This is a genomic window from Pseudomonas sp. LF-5 (genome assembly GCF_037626295.1).
In the GTDB taxonomy this organism is placed as follows: Bacteria; Pseudomonadota; Gammaproteobacteria; order Pseudomonadales; family Pseudomonadaceae; genus Aquipseudomonas; species Aquipseudomonas monsensis.
In genome coordinates this window covers 1,333,883-1,350,311 of sequence record NZ_JARKMT010000001.1, presented here as the reverse complement: position 1 = coordinate 1,350,311, position 16,429 = coordinate 1,333,883, and the positions used below count along the sequence as shown (strand labels likewise).

Annotated in this window: 12 protein-coding genes; 7 read left to right on the top strand and 5 right to left on the bottom strand. The window is 61.1% G+C overall.

Annotated elements, in window-relative coordinates:
* Positions 1-53 precede the first annotated feature (53 nt).
* Positions 54-1,232, bottom strand: coding sequence for a hypothetical protein (locus tag PseuLF5_RS05970; protein WP_186747209.1), 1,179 nt, complete (start codon positions 1,230-1,232; stop codon positions 54-56).
* Between the two features lie 186 nt (positions 1,233-1,418).
* On the opposite strand from PseuLF5_RS05970, the gene PseuLF5_RS05965 reads away from it, so the two are divergent.
* From PseuLF5_RS05965 to PseuLF5_RS05940, 6 genes are all read left to right on the top strand, one after another.
* The gene (locus tag PseuLF5_RS05965) at positions 1,419-2,351 is read left to right on the top strand and encodes a LysR substrate-binding domain-containing protein (protein WP_123467863.1); all 933 of its coding nucleotides are present in this window, start codon (positions 1,419-1,421) and stop codon (positions 2,349-2,351) included.
* 163 nt (positions 2,352-2,514) lie between these two features.
* Positions 2,515-3,939, top strand: coding sequence for an aldehyde dehydrogenase (gene aldA, locus PseuLF5_RS05960; protein ID WP_340133281.1), 1,425 nt, complete (start codon positions 2,515-2,517; stop codon positions 3,937-3,939).
* A 156-nt stretch (positions 3,940-4,095) separates the two neighbouring features.
* Positions 4,096-5,415 carry an MFS transporter gene (locus PseuLF5_RS05955; RefSeq protein WP_267795327.1) on the top strand — a complete coding sequence of 440 codons (1,320 nt, stop codon included), beginning with the start codon at positions 4,096-4,098 and terminating at the stop codon, positions 5,413-5,415.
* A gap of 1 nt (position 5,416) precedes the next feature.
* Entirely contained in the window at positions 5,417-6,634 is a 1,218-nt protein-coding gene (locus PseuLF5_RS05950; RefSeq protein WP_340133164.1) for a mandelate racemase/muconate lactonizing enzyme family protein, read from the top strand.
* 154 nt (positions 6,635-6,788) lie between these two features.
* Positions 6,789-8,408 carry a GMC family oxidoreductase gene (locus PseuLF5_RS05945; RefSeq protein WP_340133163.1) on the top strand — a complete coding sequence of 540 codons (1,620 nt, stop codon included), beginning with the start codon at positions 6,789-6,791 and terminating at the stop codon, positions 8,406-8,408.
* Between the two features lie 113 nt (positions 8,409-8,521).
* Entirely contained in the window at positions 8,522-9,127 is a 606-nt protein-coding gene (locus PseuLF5_RS05940) for a DUF6338 family protein (protein WP_336348071.1), read from the top strand.
* 141 nt (positions 9,128-9,268) lie between these two features.
* Here the strand turns inward: PseuLF5_RS05940 and PseuLF5_RS05935 are convergent, their stop codons facing one another.
* Positions 9,269-10,153 carry a LysR substrate-binding domain-containing protein gene (locus tag PseuLF5_RS05935; RefSeq protein WP_123467875.1) on the bottom strand — a complete coding sequence of 295 codons (885 nt, stop codon included), beginning with the start codon at positions 10,151-10,153 and terminating at the stop codon, positions 9,269-9,271.
* A 158-nt stretch (positions 10,154-10,311) separates the two neighbouring features.
* Between PseuLF5_RS05935 and ydiJ the strand changes: the two genes are divergently transcribed.
* Positions 10,312-13,338, top strand: a complete 3,027-nt coding sequence (gene ydiJ / locus PseuLF5_RS05930) for a D-2-hydroxyglutarate dehydrogenase YdiJ (RefSeq protein ID WP_340133162.1) — start codon at positions 10,312-10,314, stop codon at positions 13,336-13,338.
* Here ydiJ and PseuLF5_RS05925 read toward each other — a convergent pair.
* The 3 genes from PseuLF5_RS05925 to PseuLF5_RS05915 form a co-directional block, all read right to left on the bottom strand.
* Positions 13,271-13,960 (bottom strand): paraquat-inducible protein A, encoded by a 690-nt coding sequence (locus tag PseuLF5_RS05925; RefSeq protein ID WP_123467879.1) that lies wholly within the window; start codon positions 13,958-13,960, stop codon positions 13,271-13,273. The two genes, ydiJ and PseuLF5_RS05925, sit on opposite strands and share 68 nt — an antisense overlap.
* Positions 13,957-14,553, bottom strand: a complete 597-nt coding sequence (locus PseuLF5_RS05920; RefSeq protein ID WP_123467881.1) for a paraquat-inducible protein A — start codon at positions 14,551-14,553, stop codon at positions 13,957-13,959. Before PseuLF5_RS05920 ends, PseuLF5_RS05925 begins: the two co-directional genes overlap by 4 nt.
* A 410-nt stretch (positions 14,554-14,963) precedes the next feature.
* On the bottom strand, positions 14,964-16,355 hold the full coding sequence (locus PseuLF5_RS05915; protein ID WP_340133161.1) for an aldehyde dehydrogenase family protein: 1,392 nt from the start codon (positions 16,353-16,355) through the stop codon (positions 14,964-14,966).
* Positions 16,356-16,429 lie beyond the last annotated feature (74 nt).

The window sequence follows — 16,429 nt, the reverse complement described above, 5'->3', positions numbered from 1 at the left end:
GTAGGCGTGAGCCTGCTCGCGACAGCTATGTCATGAACACCAACGCATCAGGATCAGAAGTAGTAACCGACGTTCACATACAACTGGTTTTCCCACTGATCCAGACCCCCCGCGCCCAGGCTTTGGGTGTAACTGCTGCCACCGATGTACGGATCGTTTCGGCCGAACAACCACTCGGTCGCCACCCACAATTTGCTCACTGAAAACGAGCTGCCGAGGATCATCCGCTCAGAGGTCTTGAAGCCGCTGGCAGATTTGTCGAAGGCGCTGTAGTTGGCGTAGAGCTTGATCCCGCTGACCTGATCGAACAGGTATTTACCACCCACGTCATAGCTCAGATCGGCGACGTACAGATTGCCGCGACTGGCGACGTTGTAGGTGCCGTCGTAGCCGCCGAGGGTCACCACTTCATCGCTGCCGGGATTGCGCGGCGACATCTGCTGGCGCGCCGCCTGCAACTGCACGCCCCACGGGCCGTTCTTGCCCAGATAGTGAATGGCCACGGCGTTGCGCCGGCCATCGTTGTCGGTGTCCTTGTTTTCCAGGGTCGAGGTCAGGCCGGAAATCCCCACTTCTGATTTCCATGGGCCCAGATCCAGTGCTTTTGCCACGCGCAGCACCACCGTGTTGCGTTCCTGGTTGTCGCTGCCGTCGGCGACGTAGCTGTCGGCCCCGGACACCACGCTGGAATAGGTGACGCCCTTGCTGGTGCCTTTGCCTTGCCACGCCGGGCGCAGGTAGTAACCGCCCTGGATGTTCCAGTCACCGCTTTGCTGGATGTATTTGGCGCCGATCTGTTGCACGTCTTCCAGGCCGATGACGTTGCCCAGGGTTTCGTAGAAGGTGCTGCCGAAGTACGGCTGCAAGCCGAACGGCACGGTGTTCAGGCCGACCTGCACTTGTTGGTCCGGGTTGAACTTGTAGCCAGCCCAGGCGAACTTGGCGAACTGAATATCACCGTAGTTTTTCGTGTACTGGTAAGGGTAGGAGCGACCGTAGAAGCGGTACTGCGCCTCACCGATCCAGCTGTCGGAATTGTATTTGGCGCTGAGGAATACGGTGTCTAGGCCGAACTTCTGAATGTCGCGATCCGGGTCCACGTCCCAGCGCGCGCGAACGGCGCCGCCAAGATCAAGGTTGTCGGTGACTTGTACCGCCATCGCCGGAGCGGCAACGCTGCAGAACAGAACGATGGAGGTGGTGCGCAGGCGCAAAGAGACAGGGAAGGGCATGGAGCGGCTCTCGATTGTTTTTATTAGAGATGTCGCGCAGTTTTGCCCTCCGCCGGAGGTTGAACAAACGATAAAAACGATGCGCAAACCTGCATCGAATGCATGTTACTCAGAAAATCCTGTAGGACAGTCCGGCACAGTCGTGGGATGCTTTGCGCCTTGTCAGTGGTTTTCGAGTGCCTTGATATGAAACGCAAAATGCCCGGTCTGAACGCGCTAAAGGCGTTCGAAGTGGCCGGCAGCACCGGCAGCTTCACCCGCGCCGCCGAGTTGCTTAACGTCACCCAGAGTGCGGTCAGCCGTCAGGTGCGGCAGCTGGAGGAACAGCTCGGCGAAAGCCTGCTGGAACGCCGCCACCATCATCTGGAGCTGACAGCCGCCGGCAAGGTCCTGCTGCGGGCGTTGCACCAGTCGTTCGACAAGATCGAACTGACGGTGCGCAGCATTCAGCAGAAAACCCATTCCAACCGGCTGCACATCAACGCACCTCCGACCTTCACCAGTCGCTGGCTGATGCCGCGTCTGGGGCGCTTGCGCGAGCAGCACCCGGAGCTGGAACTGAGCATCACCACGCGTTTGCAGGACAGCCTGGCGGAAACCAGCACCCTCGATTGCGCGATCCGTTTTGGCGACGGTGAGTGGGACGGCCTCGACAGTTCGCTGCTGATTCAGGAGCGGCACATCGCGGTGTGCGCACCGTCGCTGTATGCCCGCGAGGGCGGCGAGCAGGGCATCGACCTCAATCGCCTGACGCTGCTGCATGTGCTGGCCAAGGAAGATCAGCGTTACCTGACCTGGAAGCATTGGCTGGACGCGGCGCGCATCAGTGGCGTCGATACCCAGGGCGGCTACGAGTTCGACCTGCTGGACCTGGCGATTCAGGCTGCCACCGACGGGCTGGGCATCACCATTGCCGACTGGCACATGGTCGCGGCGGAACTGGCCAGCGGGCAGTTGACCCAGGTGCTGAATGTGCACGTGGAAGGGCATCAGTCTTACTGGTTGGTGACCCGGCCGGAGCAGACCGAGATGCCTCAGTTGCAGGTGTTTGCGCAATGGCTGCAAGCGGAAATCTGGCTGGCGCAGCGCCAATTAGAGCCGTCGACCGCGGCTTCCTGACACACCACAGGCCTTTTGTAGGCGTGAGCCTGCAGGGGATTTGTGCTGATGCGAGGGTAACCTGCATTTTTCGAATGTTTGCCCGCCCTTTAAATCGTTTGTTCAACCCGCCACCGATGACAAGACTGGTGGCACTGATAAAAACAAACGATGGGCGATGCACATGCGAATCGAGCGAAATTTTGTTAACGGCCAGTTTGTCGAGCCTGCCAGCGCGGCGTTGATCGCGGTCTACAACCCGGCCACCGAAGCGTTGCTCGGCCATGTGTCGGCGGCAACCACCGAAGAAGCCACCGCAGCCGTCGATGCTGCGGCTAGCGCACAAAAAGTCTGGGGCAAACTGACCAGTATCGAGCGCGCCGAACACTTGCGCGCCTTCGCCGCCGCGCTTGAGGAGCGTGCCGAATCCATCGGCGCCGCCCTGGCCGCTGAATCCGGTAAAAGTCTCAGCGACGCGAGCAACGAAGCGCGCTATGCCGCGCAAATCACCCGTTACCACGCCGAGTGGGCCCGGCGCATCGAAGGCGAGATCATTCCCAGTGACAGCCCCGACGAAAACCTGTTTCTGCACCGCGAGCCGATCGGCGTCGTCGCGTGCCTGATTCCGTTCAACTACCCGGTCTACACCTTGCTGCGCAAGATTGCCCCGGCGCTGATTGCCGGCAACACGGTGGTCGTGCGCCCGAGCAACAACACCCCGACCTCGGCATTCGAAATCGCCCGAGCCGTGCAGCAGTCGGGCATGCCGGCCGGTGTGATCAATATCCTGACCATGGATCACGCCACCGCTGCCACGGTGTGCACGCATAAAGCTGTTGGCCTGATCACCTTGACCGGCAGCGTCAACGCCGGGCGCATTGTCCTCGACTACTGCAAGGCCAACATCGCCAAGCCGTCGCTGGAATTGGGCGGAAAGACCCCGGCCATCATCGAAGCCGATGCTGACCTCGAAGCCGCCGCCAGCGCGATCATCGCCTCCAAGACCACCCACTGTGGGCAGTTATGCACGGCGGTGGAGCGGGTCTACGTGCAGGAAAGTGTCCACGACCGATTCCTCGCGCTGCTCAAGGCCAAAATCGCCGAGGTCAAGTTCGGTGATCGCGCCACGGATGCCAGCCTGATGGGACCGCTGGTCAACGCCAGTTCGCAGCAGAACATCCACGCCATGGTTGAGCGCGCCATCACCGCCGGCGCCGTGCTCGAAAGCGGCGGCGTGCTGCCGCAAGGCCCCGGACATTTCTATCCGCCGACCCTGCTCAGCGGGTGCCGCCAAGACATGGAAATCGTTCAGGAAGAAATCTTTGGCCCAGTGCTGCCGGTGCTCAAATACCGCGACATCGACGAAGCGCTGGCCCTGGCCAACGATCACCAGTTCGGCCTGGCGTCGGTGCTCTACACCGAGAACTACCGCACCGCGCAGAAAGTCGCCAACGCCATCGAGGCGGGCGAGTTGTACGTCAATCGCACCCCGGCTGACCCGTATCAGGGCTATCACGCCGGCTGGAAACGCTCGGGCCTGGGCGGCGATGACGGCAAGCACGGGATGCTCGAATTCACCCAGACCCGACTCGTGGTCATGAAGTACTAGAAAAGCAGCTGCTAGCTGCGAGCTTCAAGCTGCCAGTAAGGGCAAACGGTGACGGGCTTTGGCTTGCCGCTTGTAGCTTGAAACTCGCAGCTGATTTTATCTAATAAAAACAATTATCAGGGGCGCCCGGAGCACGGGTTGCCCGAGGTCACTTCAATGTCCAAGCATGCATCCTCTGCTGCCGCTGTTCAGGGTTCCAACTCGGCTGTGAAAAGCCAGAGCGACAAGGGAAGTCGCTATTTCCAATTGATGTTGCTGGTGCTGGCCGCCGGCGCGATCTACCCGATTCTGTACCTGCGTCAGGTCTACCAGACCACGATGCTCGAAGTGTTCCAGATCAGCCACAGTGAACTGGGCTATCTGTACTCGATGCTCGGCACGATTTTTCTCCTCAGTTATTTGCCCAGCGGCTGGCTGGCGGATCGCATTGCACCGCGCTTTCTGATTTTCTTCTCGCTGGTGGCGACCGGGGCACTGGGCCTGTGGTACTCGACGGCGCCTTCGCTGACCGGGCTGATGATCATCTTCGGTTGCTGGGGCCTGACCACCGGTTTGACCTTCTGGGCCTCGGTGCTCAAGCGGGTGAAGATGATTGCGCACCATACCGAGCAAGGGCGCTTCTTCGGCATCCTTGATGGTGGTCGCGGTCTGGTCGAGGCGCTGCTGGCGACGGTTGCGCTGGCGCTGTTCGCCTTCGCCACCGAAACCCGCGGTGAGTCGACTGCCGAAGGCTTCAGGCACGTGGTCTATCTCTACGCCTTCACCTGTATCGCCATCGGTTGTGTGCTGGTGCTGATCAAGGATCCGAAGTCGATGGCGGACACGCCGCCGGTGGAGAAGGGCAAGTTCAATCTGCTCACGGATCTGGCGACGCTGGTGAAGATTCCCGAGCTGTGGCTGGTCACTGCAATTGTGTTCTGCGGCTATCACATCTTCTGGGCCACCTACAGTTTCTCGGACTACCTGCAAGGCAGCGGCCTGACCGCCGTCATGGCGGGCACCATCACCACCATCAAGCTGTGGATGCGGCCCATCGGCGGCATCGGTGGCGGCTGGCTGGGGGACAAGTTCTCGAACATCTCGGTGCTGATCGTCGCGCTGTTGCTGGCGAGTCTGGCGATCGTCGGCCTGATCGTTTTTCCAGCACTCAACAGCATGGGGCTGCTGATCGCCACGGTGATTTTCATCGGCCTGATGACCTACGCGATTCGCGGTCTGTACTGGGCGATCCTCGACAGCTGCAACATTCCGCTGCGCATCACCGGCCTGGCCATCGGCATTGTCTCGGTGGTCGGCTACATGCCGGATGCCTTCATTCCGTTGATCAACGGCTACCTCACCGAGCACTTCCCCGGCGCCCTCGGCTACCAGCTGTACTTCGGCTACATCGCCGCCATCGGTCTGATCGGCACCCTGGCTGCCGTGGCCCTGCGCGCCCGAATCAATCGCAAAACTTCAAATAAAGCAGGTGCCTGACATGAAAATCATCGCCCTTGAAACCCATATCGTCGCCGTACCGCCACCGCACGTTGGTGGCATGTACTGGCTGTTCGTCAAGCTCAAGACCGACTGCGGCATCGAAGGCGTGGGCGAGATCTACGCCGCAACCTTCGGCCCGAAAGCCATGCTGCCGATCATCGAAGACGTGTTCGAACGCTATCTGCTCAACCAGGATCCGCACCATATCGAACGCTTCTTCCGTCAGGCCTATTCCAGCGGTTTCACCCAGCGTCCCGACTTGACCATGATGGGGGTGGTCAGTGGTCTGGAAATGGCCTGCTGGGACATCATCGGCAAAGCGGCGAACAAGCCGGTTTACGAGTTGCTCGGCGGCAAGGTCAACGAGCGTCTGCGCTCCTACACCTACCTGTACCCGGTCAACAGCCGTGGCGAATACGACTACGACGACCCGGACCTGGCGGCCGAGTGCGCCGTCGAAAACATGAACAAAGGCTTCACCGCGCTGAAGTTCGATCCGGCCGGCCCGTACACCGCGTACTCCGGGCATCAGATTTCGCTGGAAGTGCTGGAGCGCTGCGAAATCTTCTGCCGCAAGATCCGCGAAGCAGTGGGCAATAAGTGCGACCTGCTGTTCGGGACTCACGGGCAGATGGTGCCGTCGTCGGCGATTCGTCTGGCCAAGCGCCTGGAGAAGTACGACCCGCTGTGGTTCGAAGAACCAGTGCCGCCAGGCCAGGAAGAAGCCATGGCGCAAGTCGCGGTGAAGACCAGCATCCCGATTGCGACCGGTGAGCGCCTGACCACCAAGTACGAATTCTTCAAGCTGTTGCAGGCCGGCGGTGCGTCGATTCTGCAGATGAACGTGGCGCGCTGCGGTGGTCTGCTCGAAGCCAAGAAAATCGCCAGCATGGCCGAGGCCTACTACGCGCAGATCGCCCCGCATTTGTACAACGGGCCGATTGGCGCAGCGGCGAGTTTCCAGCTGGCGACCTGCACCCCGAACTTCCTGATTCAGGAAAGCATCGAGACCTGGGGCGGCTTCCACGCCGAGGTACTGACCAAACCGTTGCAGTGGGAGGACGGCTACATCATTCCGTCCACCGAGCCGGGCCTGGGCGTCGAGCTGAACATGGAGGTGGTGCGCAAGCACTCGCCGTACACCGGCGAGCGCCTGCACCTGCAAATGGCACCTGTGCCAGTTGACGTGAAAGACACATCGCCTGCGCGTGGCTGACACCGTCCCTTTAGGAGTGGGCCTGCTCGCGATAGCGGTGGGTCATCCTCTGAAAGTGGTGACTGATACGACGCCATCGCGAGCAGGCTCGCGCCTACTGGCGATCGCAGTGTCTATTCCGATTTTTGTACAACGACTTACGCGGTAACCGTGCATGACATACGACTACATCATCGCTGGCGCAGGCGCCGCTGGCTGCGTGTTGGCCAATCGGCTCTCGGCCTCCGGGCAATACACGGTGCTGCTGCTGGAAGCGGGCGGCAAAGACAGCTCGCTGTGGTTCAGGATCCCGGTCGGCTTCGCCAAAATGTATTACAACCCGACCTTCAACTGGATGTACTACAGCCAGCCGCAGAAGCAACTGGGCAATCGCGAAATCTACGCCCCGCGCGGCAAGGTGCAGGGTGGTTCCGGCTCGATCAACGCGATGATCTACGTGCGTGGCCAGGCCCACGATTTCGACGATTGGGCGGCCAACGGCAACGACGGCTGGGCCTTCAAGGACGTGCTGCCGTACTTCCGCAAACTGGAAAATCACCCGCTGGGCGATAGCGAATACCACGGCGGCAGCGGTCCGATCAGCATCACCCCGATGAAGGGCCAGACCCACCCGATCTGCGATGTGTTTCTTGAAGGCTGCTCGCAGCTCGGCTATCCGCGCAGCGACGATTTCAACGGGGCGAAATTCGAGGGTGCAGGTCTTTACGACGTCAACACCAAAAACGGCCAGCGCTGTTCCAGCAGCTTCGCTCATCTGCATCCGGCACTGAGCCGGCCGAACCTGACAGTCGAGCATTACGCACTGGTGGATCGTGTGCTGTTTGACGCAGCACAGCAGCGTGCCAGCGGTATCTCGATTACCCAGCACGGGGTGGTGCGCACGTTTACTGCGCGCAAGGAAGTGATCCTCTGTGCGGGTGCGGTCGATACGCCGAAGATCCTGCAGTTGTCCGGCGTGGCCGATCGCGAGCTGCTCGCCAGGCACCAGATTCCGCTGGTCAAACACCTGCCGGCGGTGGGCCGCAACCTGCAGGATCACCTGTGCGTCAGCTACTACTACAAGGCCAATATCCCGACGTTGAACGATGAGCTGAGTTCGCTGTTCGGCCAGCTAAAGCTCGGCCTCAAATACCTGTTTACCCGCAAGGGCGCGCTGGCGATGAGCGTCAATCAGGCCGGCGGATTTTTCCGTGGCGACCAGCAGCAGGCGCATCCCAATCTGCAGTTGTACTTCAACCCGCTGTCGTACCAGATCCCGAAAAACAACAAGGCCAGCCTCAAGCCGGAGCCGTATTCAGGCTTCCTGCTGTGCTTCAATCCGTGCCGGCCTACCAGTCGCGGGCACGTCGAAATCGCCTCGAAAAATCCACGGGATGCGGCGTTGATCGACCCGAACTACCTGAGCACACAAAAGGACATTGATGAGGTGATCCAGGGCAGTCGCCTGATGCGCAAGATCATGAACGCCCCGGCGCTCAGGAGCATCACCGTCGATGAAGTCTTGCCGGGGCCAGCGGTGGAAACCGATGAGCAGATGTTGCAGTACTTTCGCGACAACTGTGGCTCGATCTATCACCTGTGCGGGTCCTGTGCGATGGGAACGGACGAGCAGACGTCGGTGGTCGACAAGCGCCTGAAAGTGCATGGTTTCGCAGGGTTGCGGGTCGTCGATGCGTCGATTTTCCCGAATGTGACATCGGGCAATACCCATGCGGCGGTGCTGATGGTCGCGGAGAAGGGCGCGGATCTGATTCTGCAGGATGCGCAGGTTTAGCGGCTGGCGTAATGCGCTGTGACAGATCGCGGCGAGGGACTTTTTCAGCGTGCACTAGGCTTTGATTGCCGGTCACTTATCGGGCCGGCAAGTCTTTCAAGGAGCCACGGATCATGGACGATCTGGTCAAAGAAGTTATTCCGTTGTTGCAGTACCTCATCCCCGGGTTTGTTTCGACCTGGATTTTTTACACGCTCACCGCATTCAAGCGACCTGACACGTTTGGGCAGATTGTGCAGGCGTTGATTTTTACGTTTGTGATTCATGGGCTGGTGTTGGGGGGCGAGGCAATCTGTTTATGGGTGGGGACGAAGGGGGTTTCTGTAGGAATATGGGATGGCAAAGCGCAGGCAATCTGGGCATTTGTTGTTTCAGTGATGCTCGGGTTTCTATCCTGCAATCTTGCGTCAAATGACAAGCTGCATGTTTGGTTACGATTTCGAAATGTAACCAGAAAAACCTCGTATCCCAGTCAGTGGTACAGCACCTTTGCGCGACATGATCGGCTCATTACGCTGCATTTGAACGACGAACGGCGCCTGTTCGGCTGGCCTTGTGAATGGCCTTCCGAACCTGCGAATGGACAGTTTGTGATGCAGAGCCCGAAATGGTTGGGCGACGATGGCATTGCCCAGCCTTTTGAAGCAGATCTGTTGGTGATAGATTCGTCGAAAGTTCAGTGGGTTGAATTCACCACCATAAAAGAGGGCCAGTCATGACCGCCGAAGCACCGAGACCCATGCCGCCAGAAGTGGCCCGCTACCTTGGTTCGAACGACAGAAACTCGCCACAAACTGCTCGCGGTCCTAGTGCTCCGCCTCCGCCAAAACGGTGATTGCTCACTCGGGTGAGGCGATAATTCATAGCGATCGCACCAGCCAGTCCCGAAACGCCTTCAACGACGGCAACGCCTCGTTACGCGGCGGATACACCAGGTAATAGCTGCGCCGACTGGTGATCGGTTCCCCCAGTTGCAGCAGCTCGCCGTTAAGCAATTCATCGTCAACCAGAATCCGCGGCACCAGCCCCACGCCGATATTCGCTCGCACGGCCTGAATCAGGTGCGAGGTCATTTCAAAGCTCGGTCCGATACGCATGCTGCGGTGCGGCAAGCCGTGATGAGTGAACCATTCCGCCCAGGCCTGGGCATTGCTGCTGACGTTGAGCAGCAGTTGTCCGGCAATCTGTTGTTCGGCGTCCTGACGTTCGGCTGCCGTTAATTGCGCGCTGGCGATCACTACCAGTTCTTCGGTGTGCAGGGGCAGGGCGCTCAGCCCCGGCCATTCACCGCCACCGACACAGATCGCCGCGTCGATCTCGCTGGTGTCGAAGTCGATCGCTTCGATGCGCGAATGCAAGTGCACGGTCATCCCGGGGTGTGCGGTGTAGAAGTCCTTGAGCCGTGGCAGCAGCCATTTCGAACCGAAGGTAGGCAGCGTCGCCAGACGCAGGCTGTGAATGCCGGAACCAAACGCCATGGCTTGAAGCGTCGCACTGCGGATCTGCCCGAGCGCTTCGGCCAGCTCGCGCTGATACATGCGGCCGACATCGGTCAGCACCACTTGCCGGCCTTCGCGGCTGAACAGGCGCATGCCGAGCATCTTCTCGAGAATCTGCACCTGACGGCTGACCGCGCTTTGCGTCAGCGACAGTTCATGGGCGGCGCGGGTGTAGCTTTCATGTCGTGCGGCGGCCTCGAAGGCCAGCAACAACGACATGGAAGGCGTGAGTGTTCGCGGATTCATTCGTTTTAGTCATGGATTGTGGGTCGATTTTACGTTTGTCCCGATGGCGCCAAGCAATGAACATAAGCACCATGAGATGGCGGGAGCGTGACGCAATCATTCATTGCGCACAACTGTTCACCGCCACACGGCCCGATTTTGACCGAGATTCCTGACCGATGATTGCCCAGCTGTCGCCCGCCACTGCATTGACCGCCGATTACCAGCAGTTCCTCAACGCCCTGAAAGCCAGCGGCTTTCGCGGTGAAATCAGCGCCGATTACGCCAGTCGCGTAGTGCTCGCCACTGATAACTCGATCTATCAGCGCCTGCCGCAAGCGGCGGTGTTTCCGATGGACGCCGAGGATGTGGCGCGGGTCGCGCGACTGATCGCCGAACCGGCTTACCGGAAAGTGGTGATCACCCCGCGTGGCGGCGGCACCGGCACCAACGGTCAGTCACTGACCGACGGCATCGTCGTCGACCTGTCGCGGCATATGAACCGTATTCTGGAAATCAACGTTGAAGAGCGCTGGGTGCGCGTACAGGCCGGGGTGGTCAAGGATCAGCTCAACGCGGCGCTGAAGTCCGCCGGACTGTTTTTCGCTCCGGAACTGTCGACCTCCAACCGCGCCACCGTCGGCGGCATGATTAACACCGACGCCAGCGGCCAGGGCAGTTGCACTTACGGCAAAACCCGCGACCACGTGCTTGAGCTCGACATGATCCTGCGCGGTGGCGAGCATTTACACGGTCAGCCGCTTGACGAGCGCGAGTTGCTCGCCCAGTGCGCCCGCGAAGATCGCGTCGGTGAAGTCTATCGCTGCGCGCGGCAGATCATTGATGAACAGGGCGCGCTGATCAAGGAACGCTTCCCCGATCTCAACCGCTGCCTCACCGGTTACGACCTGGCGCACCTGCGTGAGGCGGACAACCGCTTCAACCTCAACAGTGTGCTGTGCGGCGCTGAAGGCTCGCTGGGGTTTGTGGTCGAGGCCAGGCTCAATGTGTTGCCGATCCCCAAACACACCATGCTGGTGAACATTCGCTACGCCGGTTTCATGGATGCCCTGCGCGATGCACGGGCACTGATGGCGCTCAAGCCGCTGTCGATCGAAACCGTCGACTCGAAAGTGTTGCTGCTGGCGATGCAGGACATCGTCTGGCACGGCGTCGCCGAATACTTCCCGGAAAGCGCCGCGCGGCCGACGCTGGGGATCAACCTCGTCGAGTTTTGCGGCGATGATGCCGATGAGCTGCAGGGCCGAGTCGAGGCGTTTGTCGCGCACTTGGGCAGCGACCGCACCGTCGAACGTCTGGGGCACACGCTGGCCGTCGGTCATGCCGCGGTGAACAAGGTTTACGGCATGCGCAAACGTGCGGTAGGCCTGCTGGGCAACGTGGCCGGTGAGGCACGCCCGCAACCCTTTGTCGAAGACACCGCCGTGCCGCCGCAGCACCTGGCCGAGTACATCGCCGAGCTGCGCGAGCTGCTCGACAGTCACGGTTTGCAGTACGGCATGTTCGGCCATGTCGATGCCGGCGTGCTGCACGTGCGGCCGATCCTCGACATGAAGGATCCGCAGCAAGCGGCGCGGGTGCGCCCGGTGTCCGATGGCGTCGCCGCGCTGACCCAGCGTTATGGCGGCTTGCTCTGGGGCGAGCACGGCAAGGGCCTGCGTTCGGAGTACGCACCGGCGTTCTTCGGTGAACTGTATCCGGCCCTGCAGGCGCTGAAGGCGGCATTCGACCCGTTCAACCAGTTCAACCCGGGCAAGATCGCTACCCCGGCCAACACCGACGCGGCGTTGTTGAAAATCGATGAAGTCACGTTGCGTGGCGAGCTCGATCGGCAGATCGACGAAAAAGTCTGGCAGGACTACGGTGCGGCGATGCACTGCAACGGCAACGGCGCCTGCTACAACTTCGACCCCGACGATGCCATGTGCCCGTCGTGGAAGGCCACTCGTGAACGTGCGCAGTCGCCCAAGGGGCGTGCATCGCTGATTCGCGAATGGCTGCGTTTGCAGGGCGAGGCGGGAGTGGATGTGCTTTGCGATACGATCCGTCGTCCGGCATTTTTCAGCAGCCTGTGGACACGCTGGCGCAACAGCCGCAGCCAGGATGCCGATTTTTCCCATGAGGTGTACGACGCCATGGCCGGTTGCCTGGCGTGCAAGTCCTGCGCGGGCCAGTGCCCGGTGAAGGTCAATGTGCCGGAGTTTCGTTCGCGGTTTCTGGAGCTGTACCACAGCCGTTATCTGCGCCCGGTACGGGACTATCTGATCGCCTCGCTGGAATACAGCATCCCTTACATGGCGCGGATTCCGGCGCTGTACAACGGTGTGATGGGCGCCGCGCTGGTTCGCGGTCTGCTGGAACGCCTGGGGGGAATGGTCGATGTGCCGTTGCTCAGCCGCTTCGATTTCCATGCGGCGATGCGTCGCTGGCAGGTGCAGCCGGCGACGGCGGCGACGTTGTCGGCGCTGACGCCGGCACAACGCGAACGCAGCGTGGTGTTGGTGCAGGATGCCTTCACCCGTTACTTCGAGGCACCGTTGCTGGCGGATCTGGTCGAGCTGATATCACGCCTCGGCTATCAGGTTTACCTGGCGCCGTTCAGCGCCAATGGCAAGCCGCTGCATGTGCAGGGGTTCCTCTCGGCGTTCAATCGGGCCGCGCTGCGCAATGCTCGTCAATTGCGTGAACTGGCGGATATCGGTGTGCCGCTGCTGGGCCTGGATCCGGCGATGACCCTGGTCTATCGCCAGGAATACCTCAAGGTGCCGGGCATGGAGCACTGTCCCGAAGTGGCGCTGGTGCAGGAGTGGCTGCTCAAGGTCATGCCGCAGCAAACGCCTCAGGCCAACACCGGTGCCTTCCGTTTGCTGGCCCATTGCACGGAAAAGACCAATGCGCCGGCGGCGACCCGGCAGTGGGAGCAGGTTTTCGAGCGCGTGGGTTTGAGCCTGGCGACCCAGGCCACCGGTTGCTGCGGCATGTCCGGGACGTACGGACATGAGGCGCGCAACCGGCAAACGTCGGCAGTGATTTATGAACAGTCGTGGGCACGGCAGATCGCTGAGCCGGCGCAAAAGGGCGAAGCGCTGGCCACCGGTTACTCATGCCGCAGCCAGGTCAAGCGCCAGTCGGATCAGGCGCTGCGCCATCCGTTGCAGGTGTTGCTGGAGGTGCTGCGTCGCTGAGCGGCTCGTCGTCCGGGGTGTTGTCCCAGATCAGCCGTGGATCGAAGCTCATTGCCGAGAGCATGGTGAACACCACGACCAGGCCGAAAAACAGGATGCCCGGTCGTGGCTCGATATCACCCAGCGCCTGAAACTTCACCAGCGCCGCGACCAGGGCGACCACCAGCACGTCGAGCATCGACCAATAGCCGATCAGCTCGACGAAACGGAACAGCTTCGAGCGCTCACGGCGCGCCCAGCCACTGTCGCGTTGCACGGTGATCAGCAGCAGCGTCAGGGCGACGAACTTGATCCCCGGCACTGCGATACTGGCGATAAAGATGATCAGGGCGATGTCCCACGCGCCCCCTTCCCAGAACTCCAGCACGCCACTCATGATCGTGCTGTCGGCGCCGTTGCCGAGCATCACCGTGTTCATCACCGGCAGCAGGTTGGCTGGTACGTAAAACGCCAGCGCGGCGAACATGTACGCCCAGGTGCGGTTCAGCGAGTTGCTCTTGCGTCGATGCAGGGGGGCCTCGCAGCGCGGGCATTCGTGCGGCTCGTCGGTCATGTCGCAGGCCAGGCCGCAGCTGTGGCACAGACACAGGTTGAGTTCGCTGGCGGTCGGTGGTCGCTTCACAGGATGTCCCATAGATCACGAATGTCGCGGCCGGCGATGCGGATCATCATCAGGCTCAGCACGGCCAGCGCGAACAGACCGATGCCGGGCAGCACATCGAGTAGCCCGGCCAGTTTGAATACTGCGACCATTGCCCCCAGCAGACACACTTCAAGCATGCTCCACGGGCGCAGCGTTTCCAGCCAGCGCATGCACACCTTGAACCCCGGCGCGCGTCGGGAGGACAGGGCGAAACTCAACACCCAGATCAACAGCACCAGTTGAAACGCCGGGGCAATGATGATCGAAATCGCCGCCACCATCGCCATGAACGTGATCGGCCCCTGACTCAACGCGAGGACCGAGTCCCACAACGTTGCGCTGTTTTTCAGGCCCTTCATGCTGATGCTCATCACCGGATAGAAATTGGCGAATAGCCACAGCATCGACGCGGTGAACGACAGCGCCAGACGCTGTTCGACGGTCAGACCGTTATAGCGCTGCAACACGCCACCGCAGCGCACGCACAGGGTTTTCTGGTGTTTGGCGAGGGCGACTTTCTCGTACACGCAGTCGCAGTGCTCGCAGATGATCAGCTGTTCGGTGTTGACCATGGACAACGGGCCTTCAGGGCAGGAACCCGTTGACTATAGACGCTGATCCCCCGGTCATCGAACGCTTGCCCCATGCCCCTGCAGGAGCGGGGTGTCGCGGACGAAGTCGATAAAGGCCTTGAGCGGCGCCGGTACGTGCCGGCGGCTTGGGTAATACAGGTGCAGCCCCGGGTAATAGGGGCACCAGTCAGCCAGCACTTCAATCAGCCGGCCGGATGCTGTTGCACATCCTCACGTTGATGACTCTGGTCTCGGCGGCGGTGGTGCTGGGGTTGTTGAGCAAGGGGCGGACTGTCACGGAAGCGCAGCAGGTCGCGACATGACAGCCAACGCTTTTGGCTGCGGTCGCTCCCGCAAAACCCGTGCAGGCGGAGGCCTGCAGGGGGATGGGTAACGCCTGGGATCAGCGGTTATTTGCGATCCAGCCACACGGTTTGCGCGTTGCAGAATTCGCGTACGCCGAAGTGCGACAGTTCGCGGCCGAAACCGCTTTTTTTCACACCGCCGAAGGTTACGCGCGGGTCGCTGGCGGAGTAGCCGTTGATGAACACGCCGCCGGTCTCCAGCTCGCTGGTCAGTTGCTGGGCCAGTTGTACGTTAGCAGTGTAGATCGTCGCGGTCAGGCCGAACTCGCTGTCGTTGGCCAGGGCCACGGCATGCGCGCAATCGCGGGCGGTGATGATCGACGCCACCGGGCCGAACAGTTCCTGTTTGAACGAGGTCATGCGGTCGGTGACATCGGCCAGCACGGTCGGCTCGTAATAGTTGCCCGGGCCTTCGGCCTTGCTGCCGCCGAGCAGGAGGGTGGCGCCTTCTTCGAGGGTGTCGCGCACTTGCTGATCGAGTTCGTCACGCAGGTCGAAACGTGCCATCGGGCCGATGTAGGTGTCGGCGGACAACGGATCGCCGACCTTCAGCTTGCGCGTCGCTTCGACGAATTTGCGGGTGAATTCCTCGACCACACCTTCTTCGATGATCAGGCGCTTGGCCGCAGCGCACACCTGACCGGAGTTCTGGTAACGACCGATGACGGCAGCTTGAACGGCTTCGTCGAGATCGGCGTCATTGAGCACGATGAACGGGTCGGAACCGCCCAGCTCCAGCACGCATTTTTTCAGCGCAGCACCGGCCTGAGCACCGATGGCCATGCCGGCACGGACGCTGCCGGTCAGGGTCACGGCGGCGATGCGCGGGTCGGCGATGGCGGTCGAAACGCCTTCCGGGGTGACGTTGAGCACTTCGAATACGCCATCAGCGAAGCCGGCGTTGTTGAAAGCATCGCGCAGCAGGTAAGCGCTGCCCATCACGTTCGGCGCATGCTTGAGCACGTAGGTGTTGCCGGCGATCAGCGCCGGTACTGCGCCGCGCAGCACTTGCCAGATCGGGAAGTTCCACGGCATCACGGCGAGAATCGGGCCGAGCGGGCGGTACTCGATTCGCGCTTTGCCGCCTTCCACCTGGGTCGGCTCGGCGTCGAGCATGGCCGGGCCGTGTTCGGCGTACCACTCGCAGAGCCTGGCGCATTTTTCGATTTCGCCACGGGCCTGGGCAATGGGCTTGCCCATTTCCAGGGTGATCATGGTGGCCATGGCTTCGGCGCTGTCACGCAGGGCGCCGGCCAATGCGCTCAGGGCGCGGGAGCGGTCTTGCAGCGGCTTGCGTTTCCACTTCGAGAAACCGAACGCGGCGCGGGTCAGCGCAGCGTCGAGGGCCTCGGCTGATTCAAAGGCGTAGTGACCGATCTGCTCGCCGGTGGCGGGGTTGATCGAGATGGCGTGGGTCTGGCTGGAAATCTGGCTCATGGCTGGCTCCTGCGAGTTCAGTGGATGGGCCCAGAGTAGGCTGGCGTTTGTTTTCTGGAAACTGAATAATAAAG

Excerpts from the sequence above, each read along its gene's own strand:
- PseuLF5_RS05970 (WP_186747209.1), bottom strand. The coding sequence starts at position 1,232 with ATGCCCTTCCCTGTCTCTTTGCGCCTGCGCACCACCTCCATCGTTCTG.
- PseuLF5_RS05965 (WP_123467863.1), top strand. The coding sequence starts at position 1,419 with ATGAAACGCAAAATGCCCGGTCTGAACGCGCTAAAGGCGTTCGAAGTG.
- aldA (WP_340133281.1), top strand. The coding sequence starts at position 2,515 with ATGCGAATCGAGCGAAATTTTGTTAACGGCCAGTTTGTCGAGCCTGCC.
- PseuLF5_RS05955 (WP_267795327.1), top strand. The coding sequence starts at position 4,096 with ATGTCCAAGCATGCATCCTCTGCTGCCGCTGTTCAGGGTTCCAACTCG.
- PseuLF5_RS05950 (WP_340133164.1), top strand. The coding sequence starts at position 5,417 with ATGAAAATCATCGCCCTTGAAACCCATATCGTCGCCGTACCGCCACCG.
- PseuLF5_RS05945 (WP_340133163.1), top strand. The coding sequence starts at position 6,789 with ATGACATACGACTACATCATCGCTGGCGCAGGCGCCGCTGGCTGCGTG.
- PseuLF5_RS05940 (WP_336348071.1), top strand. The coding sequence starts at position 8,522 with ATGGACGATCTGGTCAAAGAAGTTATTCCGTTGTTGCAGTACCTCATC.
- PseuLF5_RS05935 (WP_123467875.1), bottom strand. The coding sequence starts at position 10,153 with ATGAATCCGCGAACACTCACGCCTTCCATGTCGTTGTTGCTGGCCTTC.
- ydiJ (WP_340133162.1), top strand. The coding sequence starts at position 10,312 with ATGATTGCCCAGCTGTCGCCCGCCACTGCATTGACCGCCGATTACCAG.
- PseuLF5_RS05920 (WP_123467881.1), bottom strand. The coding sequence starts at position 14,553 with ATGGTCAACACCGAACAGCTGATCATCTGCGAGCACTGCGACTGCGTG.
- PseuLF5_RS05915 (WP_340133161.1), bottom strand. The coding sequence starts at position 16,355 with ATGAGCCAGATTTCCAGCCAGACCCACGCCATCTCGATCAACCCCGCC.